This window comes from Streptomyces sp. NPDC055632, from assembly GCF_053618675.1.
This window is the reverse complement of sequence record NZ_JBSHHY010000025.1, coordinates 95914-120623: the sequence shown is the minus strand read 5'-3', so window position 1 is coordinate 120623 and position 24710 is coordinate 95914. Positions and strand designations below refer to the sequence as shown.

Annotated in this window: 20 protein-coding genes; 11 read left to right on the top strand and 9 right to left on the bottom strand. The window is 73.9% G+C overall.

The genetic code is table 11. The annotated features are described in order from the left end of the window. Positions 1 to 123 precede the first annotated feature (123 nt). From ACWGSR_RS27390 to ACWGSR_RS27370, 5 genes are read right to left on the bottom strand one after another with little or no spacing between them, the layout of a single operon-like run. Positions 124 to 1359 (bottom strand): styrene monooxygenase/indole monooxygenase family protein, encoded by a 1236-nt coding sequence (locus ACWGSR_RS27390; protein ID WP_376328241.1) that lies wholly within the window; start codon positions 1357 to 1359, stop codon positions 124 to 126. Between the two features lie 37 nt (positions 1360 to 1396). Further along, positions 1397 to 2104, bottom strand: coding sequence for a GTP-binding protein (locus ACWGSR_RS27385; RefSeq protein ID WP_453569837.1), 708 nt, complete (start codon positions 2102 to 2104; stop codon positions 1397 to 1399). Positions 2105 to 2150: 46 nt separating this feature from the next. Next, positions 2151 to 2573 carry a DUF742 domain-containing protein gene (locus ACWGSR_RS27380; RefSeq protein WP_376239457.1) on the bottom strand — a complete coding sequence of 141 codons (423 nt, stop codon included), beginning with the start codon at positions 2571 to 2573 and terminating at the stop codon, positions 2151 to 2153. Positions 2574 to 2578: 5 nt separating this feature from the next. Further along, positions 2579 to 3070, bottom strand: coding sequence for a roadblock/LC7 domain-containing protein (locus ACWGSR_RS27375; protein WP_376239439.1), 492 nt, complete (start codon positions 3068 to 3070; stop codon positions 2579 to 2581). Further along, positions 3067 to 6237 (bottom strand): nitrate- and nitrite sensing domain-containing protein, encoded by a 3171-nt coding sequence (locus ACWGSR_RS27370; protein WP_453569817.1) that lies wholly within the window; start codon positions 6235 to 6237, stop codon positions 3067 to 3069. Before ACWGSR_RS27370 ends, ACWGSR_RS27375 begins: the two co-directional genes overlap by 4 nt. Before the next feature lie 358 nt (positions 6238 to 6595). Here ACWGSR_RS27370 and ACWGSR_RS27365 point away from each other — a divergent pair, with 358 nt between their 5' ends. Continuing rightward, a complete protein-coding gene (locus ACWGSR_RS27365) occupies positions 6596 to 7393 on the top strand; it encodes a hypothetical protein (RefSeq protein ID WP_453569814.1) in 798 nt (265 codons plus the stop codon). Between the two features lie 72 nt (positions 7394 to 7465). On the opposite strand, the gene ACWGSR_RS27360 is transcribed toward ACWGSR_RS27365, so the two are convergent. Beyond that, on the bottom strand, positions 7466 to 7897 hold the full coding sequence (locus tag ACWGSR_RS27360; protein ID WP_121830382.1) for a MarR family winged helix-turn-helix transcriptional regulator: 432 nt from the start codon (positions 7895 to 7897) through the stop codon (positions 7466 to 7468). Positions 7898 to 8619: 722 nt separating this feature from the next. Here ACWGSR_RS27360 and ACWGSR_RS27355 point away from each other — a divergent pair. Beyond that, positions 8620 to 9531, top strand: coding sequence for a lytic polysaccharide monooxygenase auxiliary activity family 9 protein (locus ACWGSR_RS27355; RefSeq protein WP_453569833.1), 912 nt, complete (start codon positions 8620 to 8622; stop codon positions 9529 to 9531). A gap of 106 nt (positions 9532 to 9637) precedes the next feature. Here the strand turns inward: ACWGSR_RS27355 and ACWGSR_RS27350 are convergent, their stop codons facing one another. Together ACWGSR_RS27350 and lon are read right to left on the bottom strand one after the other, a co-directional pair. Then, a complete protein-coding gene (locus ACWGSR_RS27350; protein WP_383361668.1) occupies positions 9638 to 10225 on the bottom strand; it encodes a DUF4240 domain-containing protein in 588 nt (195 codons plus the stop codon). A gap of 110 nt (positions 10226 to 10335) precedes the next feature. Further along, positions 10336 to 12747, bottom strand: coding sequence for an endopeptidase La (gene lon / locus ACWGSR_RS27345; RefSeq protein WP_376239430.1), 2412 nt, complete (start codon positions 12745 to 12747; stop codon positions 10336 to 10338). A 130-nt stretch (positions 12748 to 12877) separates the two neighbouring features. On the opposite strand from lon, the gene ACWGSR_RS27340 reads away from it, so the two are divergent. The 7 genes from ACWGSR_RS27340 to ACWGSR_RS27310 all read left to right on the top strand — a co-directional run bounded on the left by ACWGSR_RS27340 (position 12878) and on the right by ACWGSR_RS27310 (position 21919). After that, a complete protein-coding gene (locus tag ACWGSR_RS27340; RefSeq protein ID WP_453569810.1) occupies positions 12878 to 13516 on the top strand; it encodes a GNAT family N-acetyltransferase in 639 nt (212 codons plus the stop codon). A 121-nt stretch (positions 13517 to 13637) separates the two neighbouring features. Next, positions 13638 to 14195 (top strand): hypothetical protein, encoded by a 558-nt coding sequence (locus ACWGSR_RS27335; protein ID WP_453569807.1) that lies wholly within the window; start codon positions 13638 to 13640, stop codon positions 14193 to 14195. A 518-nt stretch (positions 14196 to 14713) separates the two neighbouring features. Further along, a complete protein-coding gene (locus ACWGSR_RS27330; protein WP_376239422.1) occupies positions 14714 to 15385 on the top strand; it encodes a spermidine synthase family protein in 672 nt (223 codons plus the stop codon). A gap of 71 nt (positions 15386 to 15456) precedes the next feature. After that, positions 15457 to 16194 carry a response regulator transcription factor gene (locus ACWGSR_RS27325; RefSeq protein WP_062752240.1) on the top strand — a complete coding sequence of 246 codons (738 nt, stop codon included), beginning with the start codon at positions 15457 to 15459 and terminating at the stop codon, positions 16192 to 16194. A 254-nt stretch (positions 16195 to 16448) separates the two neighbouring features. Continuing rightward, a complete protein-coding gene (locus tag ACWGSR_RS27320) occupies positions 16449 to 17498 on the top strand; it encodes a HAMP domain-containing sensor histidine kinase (RefSeq protein ID WP_376239419.1) in 1050 nt (349 codons plus the stop codon). Between the two features lie 290 nt (positions 17499 to 17788). Beyond that, on the top strand, positions 17789 to 21613 hold the full coding sequence (locus tag ACWGSR_RS27315) for a multifunctional oxoglutarate decarboxylase/oxoglutarate dehydrogenase thiamine pyrophosphate-binding subunit/dihydrolipoyllysine-residue succinyltransferase subunit (RefSeq protein ID WP_453569803.1): 3825 nt from the start codon (positions 17789 to 17791) through the stop codon (positions 21611 to 21613). A 120-nt stretch (positions 21614 to 21733) separates the two neighbouring features. After that, positions 21734 to 21919 carry a DUF6104 family protein gene (locus tag ACWGSR_RS27310; protein WP_007266501.1) on the top strand — a complete coding sequence of 62 codons (186 nt, stop codon included), beginning with the start codon at positions 21734 to 21736 and terminating at the stop codon, positions 21917 to 21919. A 30-nt stretch (positions 21920 to 21949) separates the two neighbouring features. Here the strand turns inward: ACWGSR_RS27310 and ACWGSR_RS27305 are convergent, their stop codons facing one another. Beyond that, positions 21950 to 22765 carry a hypothetical protein gene (locus ACWGSR_RS27305; RefSeq protein WP_453569800.1) on the bottom strand — a complete coding sequence of 272 codons (816 nt, stop codon included), beginning with the start codon at positions 22763 to 22765 and terminating at the stop codon, positions 21950 to 21952. A gap of 149 nt (positions 22766 to 22914) precedes the next feature. Between ACWGSR_RS27305 and ACWGSR_RS27300 the strand changes: the two genes are divergently transcribed. Continuing rightward, on the top strand, positions 22915 to 23790 hold the full coding sequence (locus ACWGSR_RS27300) for a DUF4097 family beta strand repeat-containing protein (protein WP_376239412.1): 876 nt from the start codon (positions 22915 to 22917) through the stop codon (positions 23788 to 23790). A 1-nt stretch (position 23791) separates the two neighbouring features. Then, complete coding sequence (locus tag ACWGSR_RS27295; RefSeq protein ID WP_453569797.1) at positions 23792 to 24700, top strand: PadR family transcriptional regulator; 909 nt, start codon at positions 23792 to 23794, stop codon at positions 24698 to 24700. The last annotated feature ends 10 nt before the right edge of the window (positions 24701 to 24710 follow it).

The following is a 24710-nucleotide window of genomic DNA, read 5'->3' as shown; positions in this document are numbered from 1 at the left end:
GCCGCCGTCCCGCGCGCCCACCGCGGGGGCGGGGGTGCGCTTTGTCGTCTGGCCCGCATCTTCGTGGTCGCGGCGCGCCGCCCCCGCCGGGTTACCGGCGGGCGGGGCGGCGGCCCGTTCTTGTCAGTTCTGGGTCAGCGACGCCAGGTACGCGCCCGTCTTCTCCGGGTCGTAGAAGAAGTTCTCGAAGTCGGACGGGTCGTTGAAGCCGTTGGCGAAGCGGTCCGCGGCGGGCTGGAGTCGGCCGGCGGCGCCGAGGAGGTTCAGGACGTGCTCCGGCGGCGGGGCCAGCATCGCGTTCGTCCACTTGGTGACGTGCCGGGCCGTCTGCCAGTAGCGGTCGAAGGTGGCGCGCATCCAGGACTCGTCGAAGGGCGCCTCGCCGTGTTCGACGATCGAGGAGAGGTAGGCCGCCGCGCACTTGGAGGCCGAGTTGGAGCCCTGGCCCGTGACCGGGTCGTTGGCGACGACGACGTCCGCGACGCCGAGGACCAGGCCGCCGCCGGGGAGGCGGCCGATCGGGTTGCGGACGGTCGGGGCGTAGCGGCCGGCGAGGGTGCCGCCCGCGTCGGTCAGTTCGACCTTGGTGGCCCGCGCGTACTCCCACGGCGTGAACCGCTCCATCAGCTCCAGCGTCAGCGCCAGGTGCTCGGAGGGGTCCTTGACGCCCTTGAAGGCGTCGAGCGGGCCGCCGGGGATCCCCTCCCAGAAGAGGATGTCGGCGCGGCCGCCGGTGGTGAGGGTCGGCATGACGAACAGCTCGCCGACGCCCGGCACGACGTTGCAGCGGACCGCGTCGAACTCCGGGTGCTCGGGGCGCGGGCCGAGGCCGTGGACGTACGCGACGGCGAGCGCCCGCTGCGGCGCGTCGTACGGGGAGCGCGAGGCGTCCCGCTCGAACATGGAGACCAGCTCGCCCTTGCCGGCCGCGACGAGCACCAGGTCGTAGTTGCGGGAGAAGTAGTCGAGGTCCCCGACCGCCGCGCCGTGGATGACGAGCTGGCCGCCGCGCTGGGCGAAGGTCTCCATCCAGCCGGCCATCTTCACCCGCTGGTCGACGGACTGCGCGTATCCGTCCAGTCTGCCCACCCAGTCGATCGGGCGGGAGGAGTCGGGGCCGGCCACCGAGACGCCGAGGCCCTCGATGCGGGGGGCCTGGGACTCCCAGAAGTTGAGCCCGAGGTCCCGCTCGTGCTGGAGGGCGGTGTCGAACATGCACTGGGTGGACATGACCCGGCCGGCGCGGATCTCGTCCGCCGTCCGGTTCGACATGAGGGTGACCTCGTACCCCCGCGACTGCAGTCCGAGGGCGAGCTGGAGGCCGGACTGCCCGGCTCCGACTATGAGTATCTTCCGCATGGGTGGTGCTCCTGGCGTGGCGTGACGGGGGGCGGGGCTATTCGGGGGTGGCGTCCAGGGAGTGCGCGACCATGGCGAGCAGGGTCTCCACGACGCTGTAGCGCTTGCGCGCGTCCATGATCACCACGGGGACGTGCGCCGGCACGGTCAGCGCCTCCCGCACGTCCTCCGTCTCGAACAGCTCGCTGCCCTCGAAGTGGTTGACCGCCACGATGTACGGGAGCCCGCAGCTCTCGAAGTAGTCGAGGGCCGGGAAGCAGTCGGTGAGGCGCCGGGTGTCGGCGAGCACGATCGCCCCGATCGCGCCGCGCACCAGGTCGTCCCACATGAACCAGAAGCGCTGCTGGCCCGGCGTGCCGAAGACGTAGAGCACCAGGTCGTTGTCGAGCGTGATCCGGCCGAAGTCCATCGCCACGGTGGTGGTGAGCTTGTCCGGCGTGGCGGTGAGGTCGTCGGTTTCCTCGCTCGCCCGGGTCATCAGGGCCTCGGTCTGGAGCGGGGTGATCTCCGAGACCGCGCGGACGAAGGTGGTCTTGCCGACGCCGAAGCCGCCCGCGACGACGATCTTCGTCGCCGTGGGGGCCTTGCTGTGGTCGAGCTGCCAGTCCTGCGCGCCGTCCTCGGTGTCCGGGCCGGACGGGCCGGACGGACCGGACGGTTCGAGCGGATCGGACGGGCCGGGGCGGGGCTGTGCGGGGATGCCGACGGCCGCCGGTGTGTCGGAGACCGCTTCGGAGGCGGCCACGGAGACGGTTCCGGAGGCGTCTCCGGAGACGGAGACGGCGGTGGCGTCAGAGACGACGGAGTCCACTCAGCACCCTTTCGAGGAGCGCGCGGTCGGGCTGGCCGGTGCCGTGACCGGTCCCGTACACACGGATCTTTCCCTGGTCGGCCAGGTCGCTGAGGAGCACCCGGACGACCCCCAACGGCATCTTCAGAAGCGCCGAGATCTCGGCCACCGTCCGCATCCGGCGGCAGATCTCGACGATGGCCCGCATCTCCGGCATCAGGCCGCGGGCGGCGGTCCCGCCGTCCGTCAGGACCTTGCGCGCGGCGGGCGCTTCGAGCGCCGCCACGAAGGTCTCGACGAGCAGGACGTGGCCGAAGCGGGTCCGGCCGCCGGTCAGCGAGTACGGGCGCACGCGCGCGGGGCGGCGGCCCTCTCCCCGTACCGGCAGCTTGAACGCGTGCGGGACCGGGGCCGCCGAGGACATGGCCGTCACCGGGGGCCCTCCAGAGACTTGCGCAGCTCGCTGCGGACCTCGGGGGTGAGGACGTGGCCGGCGCGGCCCACGAAGAGCGCCATGTGGTACGCCACGACGCTCATGTCGCAGTCGGGCGTGGCGTGCACGCCGAGCAGCGAGCCGTCGCTGATCGACATGACGAAGACGCTGCCCTCGTCCATCGCCACCATGGTCTGCTTGACCCCGCCGCCGTCCATCAGGCGCGCGGCGCCGATGGTCAGGCTGCCGATGCCGGAGACGATGGTGGCCAGGTCGGCGCTGGAGCCGCGCGGGCCCCGGGGGGCGCCGGCCTCCTCGGCGGGCGTGGCGTCCTGCGGGGGCTCCGGGTCCGAGGACAGCAGCATCAGGCCGTCCGAGGACACGACGGCCACCGAGCGGACCCCCGGCACCTCCTCGACCAGATTCCCCAGCAGCCATTGCAGGTTGCGGGCTTCCGTACTCAGTCCGAACGTTCCCGTCGCGGTCAACTGCGTGCCTCCTCGACTGTGTCCCCCGTCTTCTCCTCTGTACGTGCAGTCCTTGCGTTCTCTATCCCCGCCGCGCCCGTTCCCGGCGCGCCCCTTCCCGGCATGCCCGTCCCCGGTGCGCCCGCGCCCGCCGTCTCCGTGCCCGGCGTGCTCATCTCCGCCTCCACGTCCCGGCGCCCGGCCTCGGCGCCCCGGTGGAAGCCGCCGAGCCTGCGGCGCAGGGCCTCGGCGTCCACGCCGCCCTTGCGGGGGGCGGCGGCGGGTCCGGCCTGGCGCACCACCTGGGGGGTGCGCTTGGGCAGGCCCTTGTCGGTGACCCGCCCCCACTGCGCGGGGCGCGGCCCGGGAACCGGCGGCTGGTCGACGGCCGGTTCGGGGGCGGCGGGCTCCGCCGGGGCGGGCTGGACGACATCGGTGACGGCACGGGCGCCGGTGTCCCCGTCGGCGGCCCGCTCGTGGACGTCCGGCTCCCGCGGCGGGACGGGCAGCCGGACCTGGAGCGTGGTCTCGGAGACGGACTCCGGGGCGTGGGACCCTTCGCTCTCGTACGACTCCGAGGGCGCGGGCTCCGGTTCGGGGGCGTACGGCTCCTCCGCCGTCCGGCGCGGTTCCGGGACGTAGGGCTCCTCGGAGACGGCCGCCGACTCAGGGGCGTACGGCTCCTCGGAGACGGCCGCCGATTCCGGGACGTACGGCTCCTCGGAGACGGCCGCCGACTCAGGGGCGTACGGCTCCTCGGAGACGGCCGCCGACTCGGGGGCGTACGGCTCCTCCTCCCGCGCGAACGCGCGTTCCGCCGCCTCCACCAGGGGGTCGCGGGTGCGGGACGGCAGGGTGTTGGAGTTGGCCTCCGCGACCGAGCCGGGGAGCTGGATCACGGGGGCCGCGCCCGCGACCCGTACGGGCTCCGTGACGGCGGCCGGCGGGGTGGTGGGCAGCAGGGGCAGCGGCAGGACCACGACGGCCGCCGTGCCGCCCGGCTGCTGCTCGCGCAGCTCGACGCGGACGCCGTGGCGGGCGGCGAGCAGGGCGACGACCCGCATGCCGAGGCCCTCGCCCTCGAAGGCGTCCGGGTCGGCCTCGGCCAGGCGGGCGTTCAGCTCGGCGGAGCGGGCGGGGGTCATGCCGATGCCGGAGTCCTGGACGGAGAGCATCACCTCGCCGGTCTCCAGGAGCCAGCCGGAGAGCTGGACCTCGGCGTCGGGCGGCGAGAAGGAGGTGGCGTTCTCCAGGAGTTCCGCGACCAGGTGGCTCAGGTCGTCCGCGGCGAAGCCGGCGATCTGGGCGTGCGGCGGCAGGGACTGGATGGTGACCCGCTCGTACCGCTCGATCTCGCTGACGGCGGCGCGCAGCACGTCGACGAGCGGGACGGCCCCGGCGTGGCCGTGGACGTGCTCGTGGCCGGCGAGGACGAGGAGGTTCTCGCTGTGGCGGCGCATGACGGTCGCCATGTGGTCGAGCTTGAAGAGGGTGCCGAGGCGGTCGGGGTCCTGCTCGCGCTCCTCCAGCTTCTCGATGACGCCGAGCTGCCGCTCGACGAGCCCGAGGTTGCGCAGGGAGAGGTTGACGAAGGTGTGCCGGACGGTGCCGCGGAGCTTTTCGAGCTCGGCGGTGAGGAGGGCGACCTGCCCCTGGAGCTCGGCGCGCTGGGTGGCCAGCTCGGCGGCGAGGGCCTCCTTGTCGGCGGCCAGGTCGGCCCGCTCGGCGGTGAGGTGCCCGGTGCGCGCGGCGAGGCCGGCGAGCTTGCCGTGCAGGGTGTTGAGGGAGCGGACGGCCTGCGCGAACTCGTCGTTGCGGCCGGTGAAGCGGACCGGTTCCTCGGTGGCCGGGTCGGGGGCGGCGGCGAGCCGGGCGGCCCCGATGCGGAGCACGGCGAGCGGCCGGGTGAGGCTGCGGGCGACGTAGGTGGAGACGCCGACGGCGAAGAGGAAGCAGCCGCCGAGGAGGGCGAGGCGCAGTTCGAGGGCGGTGACGTCGTCGTCGCGGAGCGCGGAGAGGCGTTCGACGCGCTGGGCGGCGAGGGTGGACTCGACGCCGCGCATCTGCTCGATGCGGGCGGAGAGCGCGGCCTCCAGGGCGGCCGGGTCGGTCTTGCGCTCGGCGGTGGTCAGCCGGGGCTGGTCGGTGAGGGAGGCGAGGGAGCGTTCGGCGCTCTTGACGTCGGGTCCGGTGACGGTGCCGGCGAGCGAGTCGCGGGCGGCGGCGCCGGCGGCCTGGTCGAAGTCGCCGAGGGCGGCGAGTTCGCGGACCCGGGCCTGCTGGGCGGCGGCGGTGAGGCGGTCGCGGGTCCGGTCGGCCTCCGCGGCGCCCTTCGGCTCCTCGGGGACGTAGGTGCCGGTCGTGTCGTCGTAGCGGAAGTCGCCGGTGGGCTCGGGCTGCGGCACGGAGAGCGCGGCGAGGAGCAGGCCGCGGGTGGCGGAGGCCTGTTCGACGGCGCGGCCGAGGGCGGCGGGGGCGCGGGTGGCCCCGATGAGCGAGGCGTCGGCGGCGCGGGCCGGGGTCCGGTCGGCCAGCTCGTCGGCGAGGGCCTGGAGCTTGTCGATGACGTCCGAGTACGCCTTGTGGGCCTCCAGGGCCGTGCCCTTGCCGGTGAGGGCGGCGCGGCGGACGGAGGGGACGCCGGCGAGGTCGCGGCGGAGCTCCGTGGAGGCGGCGGGGCGGATCTCGTCGATCTGCCGGTCGACGCGGGTGGAGCGCACGGTGGTGACCTGGCGCTTCTTCTTGGCGTCGCCGCTCTGGGCGTCGCGGCCCGCGGCGATGTACGCGACGACCTCGTCGCGCTCGTCGGCCAGGGAGTGCGCGAGGGTGACGGCCTGCCGGTCGAGCTCGGCGAGGGTGACCAGGCGCTGGGAGTCGGTGAGCTCGGCGGAGGTGGCGAGGATCCCGGGGGCGCCGGCGGCCAGGACGGTGACGCCCACGAGGGCGACGCCGACGACGAGGCGGTTGCGGACGCGCTTGGCACGGCCGGCGGGGGCGGCGGGCTGTGCCGGGGGCGGCGCGGAGGCGGACGGCTGCGCCGGGGCGGACGACGGGGCCTGGGCAGGGGCGGCGGCCGTGCCTCCGGCGGGGGCCGCGGCGGTGCCGACCGGGGCCGGTGGGACACCGGGGCCCTGGCTCCGCGTGCCGTTCTTGCTCCGAGGCCGCTTCATCTGCACCGGTGCTCGCATTCTTGACTCGTCCAGCCACAAAGCAGAGGTGACGGCCGATCACATGGAGCGCCCCCACCCCCGATACGGCTTCCGACCATTCCAGCGCTTCCGGGAAGGGGACGGGCATCGGCCGCTCCGCCACCCGAACGAGTGAACAACACTCCCGAGTTGGCGAACAACTTCCCCGGGCCCGGCCCCGGGGCCCGGAAGGGGCCCCGGTTGGATCTTCCGCGCGGGCTTTGGCAGGATGCCCGCCCGCAGCTCCGCGGCGGCGCCCGTTCCGCCCCTTCCACCGCCGCCGCCCGTTGGTACAGGCCTTTTCCCGCCATTTGCGGGTCCGGTGAAGCCGGACCCGGGGCCGGGCACACTGGGCCGCATGCGCAGCGACGTCGCCTCCCTCCCCGGAAGCCCCGAACGCCCCAACGAGGACTGGGCGGCCAGCGCCCTGTTCGCGGTGGAGGGCGGGGGGACGCTGGTCGTCCTCGACGGCGTCACGCCGCCCGCCGGTGATGACGGTTGTGTGCACGGAGTGCCGTGGTTCGCCGCCCGCCTCGGCGGGGCTTTGACCGAACTGTCCGCTTCCCGGCCCGACCTCTCCCTGTCCGGGATCCTCTCCCTGGCAATCCGGCGCACCGCGGACGCCCATCGGGTGACCTGTGACCTTTCTCACGTGCGGACGCCTCAGGCAACCGTGGCCCTCGCCCGCTGGAACGGGGCGGTGGTCGAGCACCTCGTCCTCTCCGACGCGGTCCTCCTCCTGGAGGGGCCGGACGGGACGGTGCGGGCGGTCCTCGACGACCGGCTCGACCGGGTGCCGGCCGAGGTGCTGCGGTCCGTGGCGGCGACGGACCGGCTGCGGAACCGGGAGGGCGGCTTCTTCACGGCGGCGGCCGACCCGGCGGTCGCGGAGCTCGCGGTGACCGGGACGACCCCGCGCGCGGAGGTGCGGGCGCTGGCGGCGCTCACGGACGGGGCGAGCCGCTGGGTGGACCTGTTCGGCGAGGGCGACTGGGCGGACTGCCTCGGCGTCCTGCGCGCGGAGGGCGCGTCCGGCCTGCTCCGGCGGGTGCGGGAGCGGGAGGCCGCGGACGCGGGGGCGGGGGGCGTACGGCGCTGGAAGCCGCACGACGACGCGACGGCGGCACACGTGGAGCTGGGGCCGGGGCTTCTGTAGGTCCCGGGGATCCTGGGGGCCGGGGCTTCCGTGGCGCCCGGGGCTTCCCCGGCTCTCGGGGAGGCCGGGGCCTCAGCCCTCCGCCCGTACGTTGAAGTGGTTCAGGAGCCGGGCCAGCTCGGCGACCTCCGCGCGGTCCCAGTCGGCGAGCTTGCGGACGTAGCGCTCGCGCCGGGCGTCGCGGACGCGGCGGAAGCGGTTCCGGCCCTCCTCGGTGAGGCGGACGAGGGAGGCGCGCCCGTCGGCGGGGTCGGGGTCGCGGGCGACGAGCCCGAGGTCTTCGAGGGCCCGGAGCTGGCGGCTCATGGTCGCCTTGCCGACGCCGAAGTACCCGGCGAGTTCGGTGGCCCGCTGGGGCCCGGCGTCGTCGAGGCGCACGAAGAGGCCGTAGGCGGCGGGCTCCAGCTCCGGGTGGACCTCGCGGGCCATCTCGCCGGACTGGGCGCGGGCGCGGCGCAGGAAGACCGCCAGCTCGCGTTCGAGGGCGAGGAACTCCCGGTCCACGCTGACCGGGGGGACGGTCCCGCCCTCGGCGGGAGCCGACGGGACGGGCCTGCCCTCGGCGGGAGCCGACGGGGCGGTCCCGCTCCCACCGGGAGCCGGCGGGGCACCTTCGCCCTCGCCGCGGACCGGCGGAACGGCTCCGGTCCCGTCGGGCGCCGGCAGGGCGACCCCGCCCTCACTTCCCGTACCGCTTCCGTGCACGTCAGCGCCTCCCACGCATTCCCCGGTGACGTGACTCCGTCACACCGGCGGCCTTCCGCCGCTGAAAGTTTCTTCCCGTCGCGGCCGTTTCCGCAGCTCTTCCAGTATTTCGCAGGCGTAGACCAACGGCGATGACCGGGCCCCTTCCACGGCCGGGTCCATGTGCGGAACGTCGCTCCCACCGACCCTTCCGACATGTCCGCGACAGGGCATCCCGTCGCCCCCTCTCCCCGCGAGCCTTCCGGAGGCACGCGATGCGTGTGCGCAGATCCGGAACGACCCTCGCGGGCGCCGCCCTCGCGGCCCCGACCCCCTCGTCACCCCTCGCTTCCCGGCGGCCCCCGGAGCGCACGGCGCGCCCCGGGGGCCGCGCCCGCTTTTTCCCTCCACCCCCTTGCCCATTGGTATGGACCAATGCGAGGCTCTACGGCGGTCGCCCGGAATTCAACTTCCTTGCGTCCCGCGCGCGTTGCTCGTTCCGTACTCCCCCACGCACGAGAGAGAGCCCCCGCATGCCCTCCCTGTCTTCCGCCCGCCGTGCCACCGCCGCCGGCGCCGCGGCCCTGTCCGCCGCCGCGCTCGTCGGTCTCACCCCGACGGCGGCCAGTGCCCACGGGGCCGTCTTCAACCCCGTGAGCCGGGTGGCCGCCTGTTACGCCGAGGGCCCCGAGACGCCCAGGTCGCAGGTGTGCAAGGACCTCGTCGCCGACTCCGGCACCCAGCCGCTCTACGACTGGAACGAGGTCAACATCGCCAACGCGGACGGACAGCACCGGACCCTCATCCCGGACGGCAAGCTCTGCTCGGCGAACCGCGCGAAGTACCGGGCCCTGGACTGGGCGCGCACCGACTGGCCGGCGACGGCGGTCGCCGCGGGCTCCTTCGACTTCAAGGTGCGGGCGACGGCGGCCCACTCGGGCACCATGACGGTCTACATCACCAAGGCCGGCTTCGACCCGACCCAGCCCCTGAAGTGGTCGGACCTGGACGAGACCCCGGTCGCCGTCCACCACACCACCCGCACCGCCACCGACGGCTACTACAACTTCACCGGCACCCTGCCGGCCCGCACCGGCCGTCACGTCGTCTACAAGGTGTGGCAGCGCAACGACAGCCCCGAGGCCTTCTACAGCTGCTCGGACGTCACCTTCGGCGGTACGGCGGCCAAGGCCGGGGCCCCGGCGCAGTCCGGTACGGCGACGGCCGGCGCGAAGGCGCAGGCCCCGACCGAGGCGAAGATCGCGGCGGGCGCCGCCCTGTCCACCGTGAGCCACGCGGGCCACGGCGGCGACGAGCAGCCCCCGGCGCTCTCCGCCGAGGCCGCCGGGACCTCCTCCCCCCTGACGCCGGCCCTCGCGGGCGCGGGCGCCCTCGCCGCCTTCGCGGCGGGCAGCCTGCTCCTGGGCCGCCGCCGGAACACGTCCGCCTCCTGACGCGCCCCCACGCGTCACCGGTGGCTGCCGCCCGGCCCGACGGGGTCCGGGCGGCACCCGGGGCACGTGCCGGGGGTCCCGCCGGTCCGGCGGCGCCCGGCACGCCCTAGGAGCCGGACGGCCCGGGCGGGAAGAGGGCGGTGAGCCGGGGCAGGGCCGACCCCTCCGGCCCGGCCGCCCCGCGCTCCTCGTCCTCTTCCCCCTCGTCCTCCTCGTCCTCCTCCGCGGCCTCCACCGCTTCGAGGAACTCCTCCCCGTCGTCGTCCTCCTGGCCGGTCAGCTCGTCGTACGCGTCCTGGGCGACGTAGTCGAGCTCCTCCCACTCGGGCCACTCGTCGTCGTCCCAGTCGTCGTGGTGCCGCCCCACGAGCGCCCGTACGTCGGACACGTCGGCCAGCGCGTCCGGGTCGGCGAGCACCGACGCGTACACCTTCCGTCCCTGGCCCACCAGCCAGAGCGTGAAGTAGTGGAAGCCGTCGTCCGTGCAGCCGCCGCCCTCGATCCGGTTCGCCGCCCTCCACAGCGCGTGCGTGTCGGCCGCCCCGCACGCCTTCTCCAGGCGCACCTGGAACGCCACGCTCTCCTCGGCCGGACGCCGCAGCAGCTCCCCCTCCAGCCACTCCAGCCGCTCGTCCCGGGTGCCGGGGCGGCCGCTCAACTCGTCGATGAGAGCCCAGAAGGCGTCTTCGTTCATGCGTACGATCATGACAGCCGGGACTGACATCGCGGACCCGCCCCCGGACCGGCGTCCGGACGTGCCGGAGCGGGGCGCCCCCGAGGGAACGCCCCGCTCCTGACGAGGGGTTACGCGGCCACGCCCACCGGCACCTCCGCCGGGGCGAGGGCGATCTCCAGGACCTGCCGGACGTCCGTCACGGGGTGGACCTCCAGCTTCTCCAGGATCTCGGCCGGGACGTCGTCCAGGTCGGCCTCGTTCCGCTTGGGGATCACGACGGTGGTGATGCCCGCCCGGTGCGCGGCGAGCAGCTTCTGCTTCACGCCGCCGATCGGCAGGACCCGGCCGGTGAGGGAGACCTCGCCGGTCATGGCCACGTCCGTGCGGACGAGCCGGCCGCTCAGCAGGGAGGCCAGGGCGGTCGTCATGGTGACGCCCGCGCTCGGCCCGTCCTTGGGGACCGCGCCCGCCGGGAAGTGGATGTGCACGCCCCGGTCCTTGAGGCCGGTGACGGGCAGCTCCAGCTCCGCGCCGTGCGAGCGGAGGAAGGAGAGCGCGATCTGCGCCGACTCCTTCATCACGTCGCCCAGCTGTCCGGTGAGGGTGAGGCCGGCGGCGCCGGTCTCCGGGTCGGCCAGGGAGGCCTCCACGAAGAGGACGTCACCGCCCGCGCCGGTCACCGCGAGTCCGGTGGCGACGCCCGGCACGGACGTCCGGCGCTCGGCCGGGTCCTGCGCCGACTCGGGCACGTGGTGCGGGCGCCCGATCAGCTCCCGCAGGTCCTCCGGGCGGACCGTGAACGGCAGCTCGCGGTCGCCCAGTTCGTGCTGGGCCGCGACCTTCCGCAGCAGCCGGGAGACCGCCCGCTCCAGGGTGCGGACGCCCGCCTCGCGGGTGTACTCGCCGGCCAGCTTCCGCAGCGACGCCTCCTCCAGGACGACCTCGCCGGGCTCCAGGCCCGCCCGCTCCAGCTGCCGGGGCAGCAGGTGGTCGCGGGCGATGACGACCTTCTCGTCCTCGGTGTAGCCGTCGAGCCGCACCAGTTCCATGCGGTCGAGGAGGGCCTCCGGGATGGACTCCAGGACGTTCGCGGTGGCCAGGAAGACCACGTCGGAGAGGTCGAGCTCGACCTCCAGGTAGTGGTCGCGGAAGGTGTGGTTCTGCGCCGGGTCGAGGACTTCGAGGAGGGCCGCCGCGGGGTCGCCGCGGAAGTCGGAGCCGACCTTGTCGATCTCGTCGAGCAGGACCACCGGGTTCATGGACCCGGCCTCCTTGATCGCGCGGACGATCCGGCCGGGCAGGGCGCCCACGTACGTACGCCGGTGGCCGCGGATCTCCGCCTCGTCCCGGACGCCGCCGAGGGCGACCCGGACGAACTCGCGGCCCATCGCGTGGGCGACGGACTCACCGAGGGAGGTCTTGCCGACGCCGGGCGGGCCGACGAGGGCGAGGACGGCGCCGCCCCGGCGCCCGCCGACCACGCCGAGACCGCGGTCGGCGCGCCGCTTGCGCACCGCCAGGTACTCGGTGATCCGCTCCTTCACGTCGTCCAGGCCCGCGTGCTCGGCGTCGAGCACCGCGCGGGCGCCCCGGATGTCGTACCGGTCCTCGGTCCGCTCGTTCCAGGGCAGTTCGAGGATCGTGTCGAGCCAGGTGCGGATCCAGGAGCCCTCGGGGGACTGGTCGCTGGACCGCTCCAGCTTCTCGACCTCCTTGAGGGCGGCCTCGCGCACCTTCTCGGGCAGGTCGGCGGCCTCCACGCGGGCGCGGTAGTCGTCGGACTCGTCGCCCTCGGCCTCACCGTTGAGGTCGCGGAGCTCCTTGCGGACGGCTTCGAGCTGGCGGCGGAGCAGGAACTCGCGCTGCTGCTTGTCGACGCCCTCCTGGACGTCCTTGGCGATGGTCTCGGCGACGTCCTGCTCGGCGAGGTGCTCGCGGAGCTGGGCGGTGGCGAGGCGCAGCCGGGCGACCGGGTCGGCGGTCTCCAGGAGTTCGATCCGCTGGGCGACGGTCAGGAAGGGCGAGTAGCCGGAGTTGTCGGCGAGGGCGCCGACGCCGTCGATCTGCTGGACGCGGTCGACGACCTGCCAGGCACCGCGCTTCTTGAGCCAGGTGGTGGCCAGCGCCTTGTACTCCTTGACCAGTTCGGTCACGGAGCCGGGCAGCGGGTCGGGCAGGGTCTCCTCGACGGCGGTGCCCTCGACCCACAGGGCGGCGCCGGGGCCGGTCGTCCCGGCACCGATGCGGACGCGGCCGCGGCCGCGCACCAGCGCGCCCGGGTCGCCGTCGGACAGGCGTCCCACCTGCTCGACGGTCCCGAGGACGCCGGTCCCGGCGTAGGTGCCGTCGACGCGGGGCACGAGCAGCACCCGCGGCTTTCCCCCTCCCGGCCGTGCGGCGGCCTGGGCGGCCTCGACGGCGGCCCGTACGTCGTTGTCGGACAGGTCCAGCGGCACCACCATTCCGGGCAGCACGACCTCGTCGTCGAGCGGCAGCACAGGCAGAGTGAGCGGCGCGGACGCCATGGACTCGGAAGCCATGATCTCCCCTTCGGCAGTCAAGTTGAGCTGTACGGACTCAATGCTTGTGAGCCCCTCAATGTTCCCGGACGCCCGTTCGCTCTGAGCGATCACCCTCGCACGCCCACCGATCGGCCGATGTAATACCTCCATGGATATGCGAGCCATTACATCGGCCTGGGTGGAGGGCTGGACCGTCTCCCGGGGCACCCCGACCGCCGTCGACCAGCCGTGGGGTCACCGGATCGACGTGGGCCTCCCCCGGCACGTCCTGCGGCACGTGCTGCCCGCCCCCGACGCGGCCACCGTCGGCGCGCTCTGCGAGCGGCTCACCGAGCCGTACAGCTGGCTCAAGGTGATGGCGGACGCCGGGGAGGTGGCGCCGTGGATCACCGAGGGGTGGACGATCCCCGACGACCCCGGCTTCATGATGGTCAAGCCGCTGGACCCCGGCGTCCGCCCCTCGCCGCCCGAGGGGTACGCCCGGACCGTCGAGGTCCGGGACGGCGTCGTCCGGGTCCGGATCCTCGCCCCGGACGGCACCCTCGCCGCCCGGGGGCAGATCGCCCCGACCGGCGCCACCGCCGTCGCCGACCAGATCGAGACGGACGCGGCGCACCGGCGCCGGGGCCTCGGCGCGAACGTCGTGCTCACCCTGGAGGCCGCCGCCGCGCAGGCGGGCGCCGCGACCGGAGTGCTCTCCGCCACCACGGACGGCCGACAGCTCTACGCCGCGCTGGGCTGGGAGTACCGGGGGCCGCTGACCGGGATCGTACGGGGGGAGGGCTGAGCCCCGGACGCTCCGGACGGCGGCGGAATCCGGTCGTCCGGCTGCGGGGAGGCGGCCCGCCGGGCATGCTCCTCCCATGAGTCCCACGAGGCGAGGCGGACGGGGAAGGCGATGCGGGGCCGTGCTGCTCGCGGCGGTCCTGGCGGGCGGCGCGACCGGCTGCGGCGCGGACACCGGGGCTCCCCCGGCGCTCGGCGCACCGGGGAGCGCGTCCGGACCGAGCGCGTCCGGCCCGACGACCGGTCCGGGCGCTCCCGGAACCACGCCCGGACCGAGCAGCCCCGGCACCCCCGGCGCCACGACCGGGCCGAGCGCCCCGCGGGACGACCCCCGGCCGGGCCAGGTCCTCGTCCGGGTGACCGTCACCGGCGGCTTCGCCGGGGTCAGGAACCGGCTCGTCGTCCACCGGGACGGGGGATGGACGATCCGCTCCGGCGACAAGCCGCCCCGGACCGGCCGGCAGACCCCCGCCGAGGCCGCCGAGCTGCGCGCGGCCCTGGAGGACCCCGCGTTCGCCCTCGTCCCGGCGCGGCCGACCGGACGGCCGATCGCCGACGGCTTCCAGTACGAGGTGGCCTACCGCCACCGCGTGGTCGTCGCGGGCGACGACGACCGGCCGCCCGCGCTCCAGCGCGTCTTCGACGCCCTCCCGGAGGGCGGGCCGCCGACGAGCCCGTGAGCTCGGGGGGCACGCCTCCGAGCAGCGCTTTCCCGGACCGTGACCCGTGAGGCCCCTCCCTCCCCCGCTTCCCCGCGCACCCCTTCTCCCCTCTGCTCCTCCACTCCCGTTCCCCCGCCCCGCCCAGCGCGCCCGCCGCCCTCGCCGGTACGGCGGCGGTCGCCGCCCGGGCCGCCCGATGGCTGGAAACAGCCCCCGGCGCCGGGCCCTCCGACCGGCTTCCGGCCGTCGTCCTCGACCCGCTGCTCGCGGCGGCCGGCGAAGGGGCGGCGGGCGCTCGGGGGACGGGGGCGGGACGTCGGACGGACCGGCGGGCGGTGCGCTCCGGGCGGCCCGGCCCGCGACCTCCCGGGGTCGGGGCGGTGGTGGGACCGGAGCAGGTCGGAGGGTCGGGGGAGGGCCTCCCGGGAGAGGGGGTGGGCCACGACCGGCCGTTCCCGTAACGCGTTTGTGATCGTCACCACCGCGCGGCCAGGATGGCGGGAACCATCCGACGAGACGACGAGAGCGGAGTGACGATGTCGGGAACCGTGACCCTCGACCGGCGCGAAGGACCCCACGGAGAGGTCGTCCTGCGGCGCCGCGACGAGCACTACGAGATCATCGCCAACGGCACCTTCCTGATGGACACCTCCGACGGGCGCTCCGAGCGGCTCCTGGTCGACGCGGCCCTCGCCTCGCTCCCCGAGGAGCGCCGGGCCGGCGCCTCCGTCCTCGTCGGCGGTCTCGGCGTCGGCTTCTCCCTCGCCCACGCCGCCGCCGACCCCCGCTGGGGCCGGATCGTGGTCGCCGAGCGCGAGGAGGCGATCATCGACTGGCACCGGCGGGGCCCGCTCGCCGCGATCTCCGGGGCCGCGCTCGCCGATCCCCGGACCGTGATCCTGCACACGGACCTGGTGGAGCACGTCCACACCTCCGCCGACACCTACGACGCCCTCTGCCTCGACATCGACAACGGCCCCGACTGGACCGTCACCGAGGACAACGAATCCCTTTACTCCGCCGAGGGGTTGGCGGCCTGCGCGGACCGGTTGAACCCCGGTGGGATCCTCGCCGTGTGGTCCGCGCGGCCCTCCGGGGATTTCGAAGCAACCTTGCGGAATGCCGGATTCAGCGGGGTACGGACGGAAGAGATCCCCGTTGCCCGGGGCGTCCCGGACGCGGTCCACCTCGCCGTGCGTCCCGGCTGACTCCTGGATAGCCGGGACACCGCCGGTACCTCTAGGCTGCTGCACCGACATCGGCGACGCGAGGCGGGGCAATGGAGCAGACACACACCACTCACCACGGTGCGGCGGCCACTCCGGGGGCCCAGCGGCGCGTCCTGGTGGTCGAGGACGACGCCACGATCGTCGAGGCGATCTCCGCCCGGCTGCGCGCCGAGGGCTTCCTCGTGCAGACCGCGACCGACGGCCCCGCCGCCGTCGACGCCGCCGAGGCCTGGCAGCCCGACCTGATGGTCCTGGACATCATGCTGCCCGGCTTCGACGGCCTGGAGGTGTGCCGCAGAGTCCAGGCCCAGCGGCCCGTCCCGGTCCTCATGCTGACCGCCCGCGACGACGAGACCGACATGCTGGTCGGCCTCGGCGTCGGCGCGGACGACTACATGACGAAGCCGTTCTCGATGCGCGAGCTGGCCGCCCGGGTGCACGTGCTCCTCCGCCGGGTCGAGCGGGCCGCGCTCGCCGCGGTCACCCCGCGCAGCGGCATCCTGCGCCTGGGCGAGCTGGAGATCGACCACGCGCAGCGGCGGGTCCGGGTCCGGACGGAGGACGTGCACCTGACCCCGACCGAGTTCGACCTCCTCGTCTGTCTGGCGAGCACGCCCCGCGCGGTCCTCTCCCGCGAGCAGCTCCTCGCCGAGGTGTGGGACTGGGCGGACGCCTCGGGCACCCGGACCGTGGACAGCCACATCAAGGCGCTGCGCCGGAAGATCGGGGCCGAGCGGATCCGCACGGTCCACGGCGTCGGCTACGCGCTGGAGACCCCGGCGCCATGAGCCCCCGGAGGCCCGGAGGGCCGGAGGAGCCGAAGAGAACCTGGGAGCCGGGCGAGCCGAGGGAGCCGGGCGGCCCCGGGGGGCCGGGCGGACCTGGTGGGCCGGGCGGCCCCGGGGAGCCTGGGGCCGGCGGGTCCGGTGAGTCCGGTGAGTCCGGCGGCCCCGGCAGAGCGGGTGGCCCCGGCGGGTCCGGTGGGCCCGGCAGACCGGGCAGGCCCGGCGCCCCCCGTGGCGGGCGACGCCGCCACCGGATCGTGATCTCCATCAAGACCAAGCTCGGCGCGCTCGTCGTCGGGGCGGTCCTGCTGACCTCCTGCCTCGCCCTGGTGGCGATCCGCACCTCCACCGAGTTCCGGTACATCACGATCTTCGCGATGATCGCGACCCTGCTCATCACCCAGTTCGTGGCCCAGTCCCTGACGGCCCCGCTGGACGAGATGACCACGGTGGCCGGGACGATCTCGCGCGGCGACTTCAGCCGCCGGGTGCGGGGCGCGGACCGGCGGGACGAGCTGGGCGACCTCGCGTCCACGATCAACCGCATGGCGGACGACCTGGAGGCCGTGGACCGGCACCGCAAGGAGCTGGTGGCCAACGTCTCGCACGAGCTGCGGACCCCGATCGCCGCGCTGCGGGCCGTTCTGGAGAACGTCGTGGACGGGGTGTCCGAGGCCGATCCCGAGACGATGCGGTCGGCGCTCAAGCAGACCGAGCGGCTGGGCCGGCTCGTGGAGACGCTCCTCGACCTGTCACGCCTTGACAACGGTGTCGTCGCCCTGCGGGGGCGCCGCTTCGAGGTGTGGCCCTATCTGTCCGGGGTCCTGCGGGAGGCGAACCTCGCCGCGTCCCAGCGCGGCCTGTCGTCCACCTCGGGCCTGCACAACCGCACGGACGTGCACCTGCACCTGGACGTGTCGCCGCCCGAACTGGTCGCCCACGCGGACGCGGAGCGGCTGCACCAGGTGATGGCGAACCTGATCGACAACGCGGTGAAGCACTCCCCGCCGCACGGCCGGGTCACCGTGCGGGCCCGGCGCGGCCCGTATCCGGACTCCCTGGAGCTGGAGGTCGAGGACGAGGGCCCCGGCATCCCGGAGTCGGAGCGGCACAAGGTCTTCCAGCGGTTCAACCGGGGTCCGGCCTCGCGCCGGCAGGGTCCGGCCAGCGACGGCGGGACGGGTCTGGGGCTCGCGATCGCCCGCTGGGCGGTCGATCTGCACGGCGGCGAGATCGGTGTGGCCGAATCATCACGCGGGTGCCGCATCAGAGTCACTCTTCCGGGCAGTCGTCCACCGACGGATTGACGTAGGGTTCGAACCGGAAGAACACGTTCTGCGTGTACGGGGGCGAGACCTCCGCGCACGTGAACGGGGTGCGATCAGGGGTGCGGCCGAAGCGGGCCGTGCCGATGCTTTTCCGTACCCTCACACCAGCGGAACCACGCTTGTTTCCCGCCATTCACGGCTCCGAAACACCCCGTCAAGTGTGACTTGCGCGACGTTGGAGTGCCCGGCCTGCACCTCCCGGCCGGACAGGCGTAGCCTTTATTTCCGCTGTCCATCACCTTGTGAAGCGGAAGAGGGCGGTTGCCGCCGTGTCGTCTCAGTCCCCCAGTACCCCGAGCTCCCCGACCGACCAAGACGGGCAGGGCCAGAACCCTGCGACCGCCTTCGGTGCCAATGAGTGGCTCGTCGACGAGATCTACCAGCAGTACCTCCAGGACCCGAATTCGGTCGATCGTGCCTGGTGGGACTTCTTCGCCGACTACAAGCCCGGAGCGTCGGAGACCCCGGCCGCCCCGGCGCCCACCCAGAGCACGCCGAGCGCTCCGGCCGTGACGCAGACGGGCCCCGCACAGGCCGCGCCTGCCGCTCCGGCCTCCGTGCCCGCGCCCGCTCCGGCTCCCGCCGCCCAGAAGCCGGCCGCGGCTCCCGCCGCCCCGGCCGCGGTGAAGGCGGCCCCCGCGGCCGCCAAGCCGGCCGCCGCCCAGGCCGCGCCCGCCGCCGCGAAGCCCGCCGCCAAGGCCGCTCCGGCCGCCGAGGCCCCGGCCGGTCCCGAGCTGATCACGCTGCGCGGTCCCGCCGCCGCGGTCGCGAAGAACATGAACGCCTCCCTGGAGGTGCCGACGGCCACGTCCGTCCGCGCCGTCCCGGTGAAGCTGCTCTTCGACAACCGGATCGTGATCAACAACCACCTGAAGCGCGCCCGGGGCGGGAAGATCTCCTTCACCCACCTCATCGGCTACGCGATGGTGCAGGCCATCAAGGCCATGCCGTCCATGAACTACTCCTTCGCGGAGAAGGACGGCAAGCCGACCCTGGTCAAGCCGGAGCACGTGAACTTCGGCCTCGCGATCGACCTGGTGAAGCCCAACGGCGACCGCCAGCTCGTCGTCGCGGGCATCAAGAAGGCCGAGACGCTCAACTTCTTCGAGTTCTGGCAGGCGTACGAGGACATCGTCAAGCGCGCCCGCGTGGGCAAGCTGACGATGGAGGACTTCTCCGGCGTCACCGTCTCCCTGACCAACCCCGGCGGCCTCGGCACGGTCCACTCCGTGCCGCGTCTGATGCCCGGTCAGTCGGTCATCATGGGCGTCGGCTCGATGGACTACCCGGCCGAGTTCCAGGGCACCTCCCAGGACACCCTGAACAAGCTGGGCATCTCGAAGGTCATGACCCTGACCTCGACGTACGACCACCGGGTCATCCAGGGCGCCGCCTCCGGCGAGTTCCTGCGGATCGTCTCGAACCTGCTCCTCGGCGAGGAGGGCTTCTACGACGAGATCTTCAAGGCCCTGCGCATCCCCTACGAGCCGGTCCGCTGGCTCCGCGACATCGACGCCTCCCACGACGACGACGTCACCAAGGCCGCGCGGGTCTTCGAGCTGATCCACTCCTACCGGGTCCGCGGCCACGTCATGGCCGACACCGACCCGCTGGAGTACAAGCAGCGCAAGCACCCCGACCTGGACATCACCGAGCACGGCCTCACCCTGTGGGACCTGGAGCGCGAGTTCGCGGTCGGCGGCTTCGCCGGCAAGTCGATGATGAAGCTCCGCGACATCCTCGGCGTGCTGCGCGACTCGTACTGCCGCACCACCGGCGTCGAGTTCATGCACATCCAGGACCCGAAGCAGCGCAAGTGGATCCAGGACCGCGTCGAGCGCCCGCACTCCCGCGTGGAGCGCGAGGAGCAGCTGCGGATCCTGCGCCGCCTGAACGCCGCCGAGGCCTTCGAGACCTTCCTGCAGACGAAGTACGTCGGCCAGAAGCGCTTCTCCCTGGAGGGCGGCGAGTCCGTCATCCCGCTGCTCGACGCGGTCATCGACTCGGCCGCCGAGTCGCGCCTCGACGAGGTCGTCATCGGCATGGCCCACCGCGGCCGGCTGAACGTCCTGGCGAACATCGTGGGCAAGTCGTACGCGCAGATCTTCCGCGAGTTCGAGGGCAACCTCGACCCGAAGTCGATGCACGGCTCCGGCGACGTCAAGTACCACCTGGGCGCCGAGGGCACCTTCACGGGCCTGGACGGCGAGCAGATCAAGGTCTCGCTCACCGCCAACCCCTCGCACCTGGAGGCGGTCGACCCGGTCCTGGAGGGTGTCGTCCGCGCCAAGCAGGACGTCATCAACAAGGGCGGCACGGACTTCACCGTCCTGCCCGTCGCCCTCCACGGCGACGCGGCCTTCGCCGGCCAGGGCGTCGTCGCCGAGACGCTGAACATGTCGCAGCTGCGGGGCTACCGCACCGGCGGCACGGTCCACATCGTCATCAACAACCAGGTCGGCTTCACCGCCGCCCCGGAGTCCTCGCGTTCCTCGATGTACGCGACCGACGTGGCCCGCATGATCGAGGCGCCGATCTTCCACGTGAACGGCGACGACCCGGAGGCCGTGGTCCGCGTCGCGCGGCTCGCCTTCGAGTTCCGCCAGACGTTCAACAAGGACGTCGTGATCGACCTCATCTGCTACCGCCGCCGCGGTCACAACGAGGGCGACAACCCCTCGTTCACCAACCCGCAGATGTACAACCTGATCGACAAGAAGCGTTCGGTGCGCAAGCTGTACACCGAGTCGCTCATCGGTCGCGGCGACATCACCCTGGAGGAGGCGGAGCAGTCGCTCCAGGACTTCCAGGGCCAGCTGGAGAAGGTGTTCGCGGAGGTCCGCGAGGCCACCACCACCGCCTCGTCCTCGGTGCACGTCCCGGACGCCCAGGCCGAGTTCCCGGTCTCCGTCACCACCGCGGTCTCCCAGGAGGTCGTGAAGCGGATCGCCGAGTCCCAGGTCAACGTCCCGGAGCGGATCACGGTCCACCCGCGCCTGCTCCCGCAGATGCAGCGCCGCGCCGCGTCCATCGACGACGGCACCATCGACTGGGGCTTCGGCGAGACCCTCGCCATCGGCTCCCTGCTGATGGAGGGCACCCCGGTCCGGCTCTCCGGCCAGGACTCCCGCCGCGGCACCTTCGGCCAGCGCCACGCGGTCCTGGTGGACCAGGAGACCGGCGAGGACCACACCCCGCTGCTCTACCTGGCCGAGGACCAGGCCCACTACAACGTCTACGACTCGCTGCTCAGCGAGTACGCGGCGATGGGCTTCGAGTACGGCTACTCGCTGGCCCGCCCGGACGCCCTGGTCGTCTGGGAGGCCCAGTTCGGCGACTTCGTCAACGGCGCGCAGACCGTCGTCGACGAGTTCATCTCCTCCGCCGAGCAGAAGTGGGGCCAGACCTCCGGCGTCACGCTGCTCCTGCCGCACGGCTACGAGGGCCAGGGCCCGGACCACTCGTCCGCGCGCCCGGAGCGCTTCCTCCAGATGTGCGCCCAGGACAACATGACGGTCGCCATGCCGACGCTGCCGTCGAACTACTTCCACCTCCTGCGCTGGCAGGTGCACAACCCGCACCACAAGCCGCTCATCGTCTTCACCCCGAAGTCGATGCTGCGCCTGAAGGCCGCGGCGTCCAAGGTGGAGGAGTTCACCACCGGCGGCTTCCGCCCGGTGATCGGCGACGAGACGGCCAACCCGGCCGACGTCCGCAAGGTCGTCTTCTGCGCGGGCAAGGTCTACTACGACCTGGAGGCCGAGCGGCAGAAGCGCGGTGACACGGAGACCGCGATCATCCGCGTGGAGCGCCTGTACCCGCTGCCGGGTGCCGAGCTCCAGGCCGAGATCGCCAAGTACCCGAACGCCGAGAAGTACCTGTGGGCCCAGGAGGAGCCGGCGAACCAGGGTGCCTGGCCGTTCATCGCGCTCAACCTGATCGACCACCTCGACCTGGCGGTCGGCGCGGACATCCCGGCGGGCGAGCGCCTGCGCCGGATCTCGCGTCCGCACTCCTCCTCCCCGGCGGTCGGCTCGGCCAAGCGCCACCAGGCGGAGCAGCAGCAGCTCGTCGACGAGGTCTTCGACGCCTGATCCGTACCGCTCGCGCGTGACGGACGGAGGCCCGGCACCCCCCACGGGGTGCCGGGCCTCCGGCGTTCCCTGGCCCGGGCGGGCGGCGGGGGCGCGCGGGACACGGCCTATCCTGATCGCATGTACTTCACCGACCGTGGCATCGAGGAACTGGAGAAGCGGCGCGGCGAGGAGGAGGTCACCTTCGAGTGGCTCGCCGAGCAGCTGCGGACGTTCGTCGACCTCAACCCCGACTTCGAGGTGCCGGTCGAGCGCCTCGCGACCTGGCTGGCCCGTCTGGACGACGAGGACGAGGACGACGAGTAGGGGTCGGCCGCGCCCCCGGACGCCGTACGGTCAGCGCTCCCTGAGCCGGTCGTAGGCGAGTCCGAGGGCGCCGTGCGCGACGAGCAGGGCGCCGGCCGTCGCCCAGCCGCCGCTGCGCCGTCCGGCGCCCCAGAGCAGCAGCGGGACCCCCGCCAGGAGCTGCGCCCCGCCCAGCACGCGCCCCCGGGGGCCGCGCAGGTACGGGCCGAGGGGGCCTTGCTCCACCACGTCGAGCTCGGCGCGCACCGCGTCGCGCCGGCCGGGCCGTTCGAGCTGTTCGGCGCCCTGCGCGAGGGCGACGGAGCGGAGCCGGTCGGCGTGGTCGCCGGGGACGAGGCCGGTGGGCAGCGCGAGGCCGGCGCGGGCGAGGACCGCGACGATCCCGACGAGCCGGCTGTGGGCGTCGGCCTCCGGGTCGGGGACGGTGAGCGGTTCGAGGGCCTGCACGTCGAGGACGGGGTCGAGGGCGAGCCGGGCGGCGAAGGTGCGCATGGCCTCGTCCTCGCCGACGGGGGTGCCGTCCGCGAGCCAGGTGTAGCCGACCGTGCGGCGGAAGCCGGCGGCCAGGGTGAGTCCGGCCCGGTCGCGGTCCCACCACAGCGCGACGACGGGCCAGGTGGCGGCCGGGACGGCGAGGGCGGCGGCCCAGCCGGTGACGACCCGTTCGACGGGCTCCCCGCCGTGCAGCCAGGGTTTCCCCTCCGGTACGAGGACGCTCCAGCCGGGGCCGGCGGGGGCGAGGAGCAGGTGTTCCCCGAGCAGCCGGGCCGGCGGCCGGACCGCCGGGGGATCGGCGCGGCAGAGCAGCAGCGCCCCGACGGGGTTCGGTCCGGATGTCGCGTTCATGCCCCTACGCTAGGTCAATTTGTCCTGGTAAGGCTTCGATTGCACCTCGCGTCTCAGGGAAGAGTCGGGGTTGACTTCACCCGACCGCGATATATCGTGTTCATCGAGAGACGCGATATGTTGCGTTGCCGATGCGGGAGGTCAGCACCATGACAGAGTGGTCCGTCACCGAGCCGACGAAACTGGCGCCGGCCGACCCCGTGACGCGCCTGCGGATCCGCGTCGTCAACGGCACGGTGAACGTGGTGGGGACGGACGAGGACTCCGCCCGCGTGGAGGTGTCCGAGGTCGAGGGCCCGCCCCTGCTCGTGTCGCAGGACGGCTCCACCCTGACCGTGGGCTACGAGGACCTCCAGTGGAAGCACGTCCTCAAGCTGCTCGACCGCAAGGAGTACCGGCGCCGGGCCGTCGTCTCCGTCGCCGTCCCCGCGGGCGCCGACGTCGAGGTGGGCGTGGTCGGCGCCGAGGTCGTCGTCTCCGGCGTCCGGGGGCGTACGGAGGTGCGCGGCGTCAGCGGCGACACCACCCTCCTGGGGCTCTCCGGCCCGGTCCGCGCCGAGAGCGTCTCGGGGAGCCTGGAGGCCCAGTCGGTCACGGGCGCCCTGCGGGCCAACTCCATGACCGGGGACGTGACCGTGATCGAGGGCGCCGGCGGCTCCGTGCGGGCCGAGACGGTCAGCGGCGACATGGTCGTCGACCTCGACCCGGCCGGGCTCGACGGCCCGCCCGCCGACATCCGGCTCACCAGCGTCTCCGGCGAGGTCGCCATCCGGCTGCCGCACCCGGCCGACGCCCGGGTCGAGGCGAGCACCACCAGCGGCTCCGTGTCGAACGCCTTCGAGGACCTCCGGGTGGGGGGCCAGTGGGGCGCCAAGACCGTCAGCGGCACCCTCGGCGCGGGCCGGGGCACCCTCAAGGCCACCACCGTCTCCGGCTCCATCGCCCTGCTCCGCCGCCCCGAGGCGGACGAGGACACCGGCGCCGGCCCCTCCTCCGCCCCCTCCGCGACCGGAAAGGTGCTCTGACATGCCGCCCGTCTTCGCCCACGGCCGCCTGCGCCTCTATCTGCTCAAGCTGCTCGACGAGGCCCCGCGCCACGGCTACGAGGTGATCAGGCTCCTGGAGGAGCGCTTCCAGGGCCTCTACGCGCCCTCGGCCGGCACGGTCTACCCGCGCCTGGCCAAGCTGGAGGCCGAGGGGCTCGTCACCCACGCCAGCGAGGGGGGCCGGAAGGTCTACTCGATCACCGAGGCGGGCCGCGCCGAACTGGCCGGGCGCGGCACCGAACTGGACGACCTGGAGCGGGAGATCCGCGAGTCGGTGTCGGAGCTGGCGGCGGAGATACGCGACGACGTGCGCGGCGCGGCCGGCCGGGTCCGCAGCGAGATGCGCGCGGCGGCGGGCCGGACCCGGACGGCGGAGCCCTCCTCGTTCGCCGACGCCAAGGAGGAGCTGCGCCGGGTCGGGCAGGAGTGGAAGCAGCAGGCCCGCGAGGCCCGCGCGGAGGCCCGTTCGGCGCGCCGCCAGGCGAAGGAGTTCCAGCGGATCGCCCAGCAGGTCCAGGAGGAGGTCCAGGACCGCTTCTCGCGCGGTGACTGGCCCAAGGGGGTCTGGGAGGGGGTCTCGGGCATCACCGCCCAGCTCGGGGACCTGGTGACGGGCACGACCCATCCGAAGGCCGCCGGCGCCGCCGACCGGGAGTCGCCGTTCGCGGCGGCCCCGGCCGACGAGGCGCCGGAGTGGGCGCGGGACGTGGAGGGTTCGGGCGACCCGGCCCGCGACCTCGACCGGCTCCTCGACCGCTTCCGCGACGAGATCCGGGACGCGGCCCGCGACCACGGGGTGACCCCGGAGCAGCTGGCCGAGACCCGTCGCCACCTCTCGACGGCGGCCCACCGCATCACGGACCTGCTGCACCCCGAGCGGAAGGCGTGAGCGGAAGGCG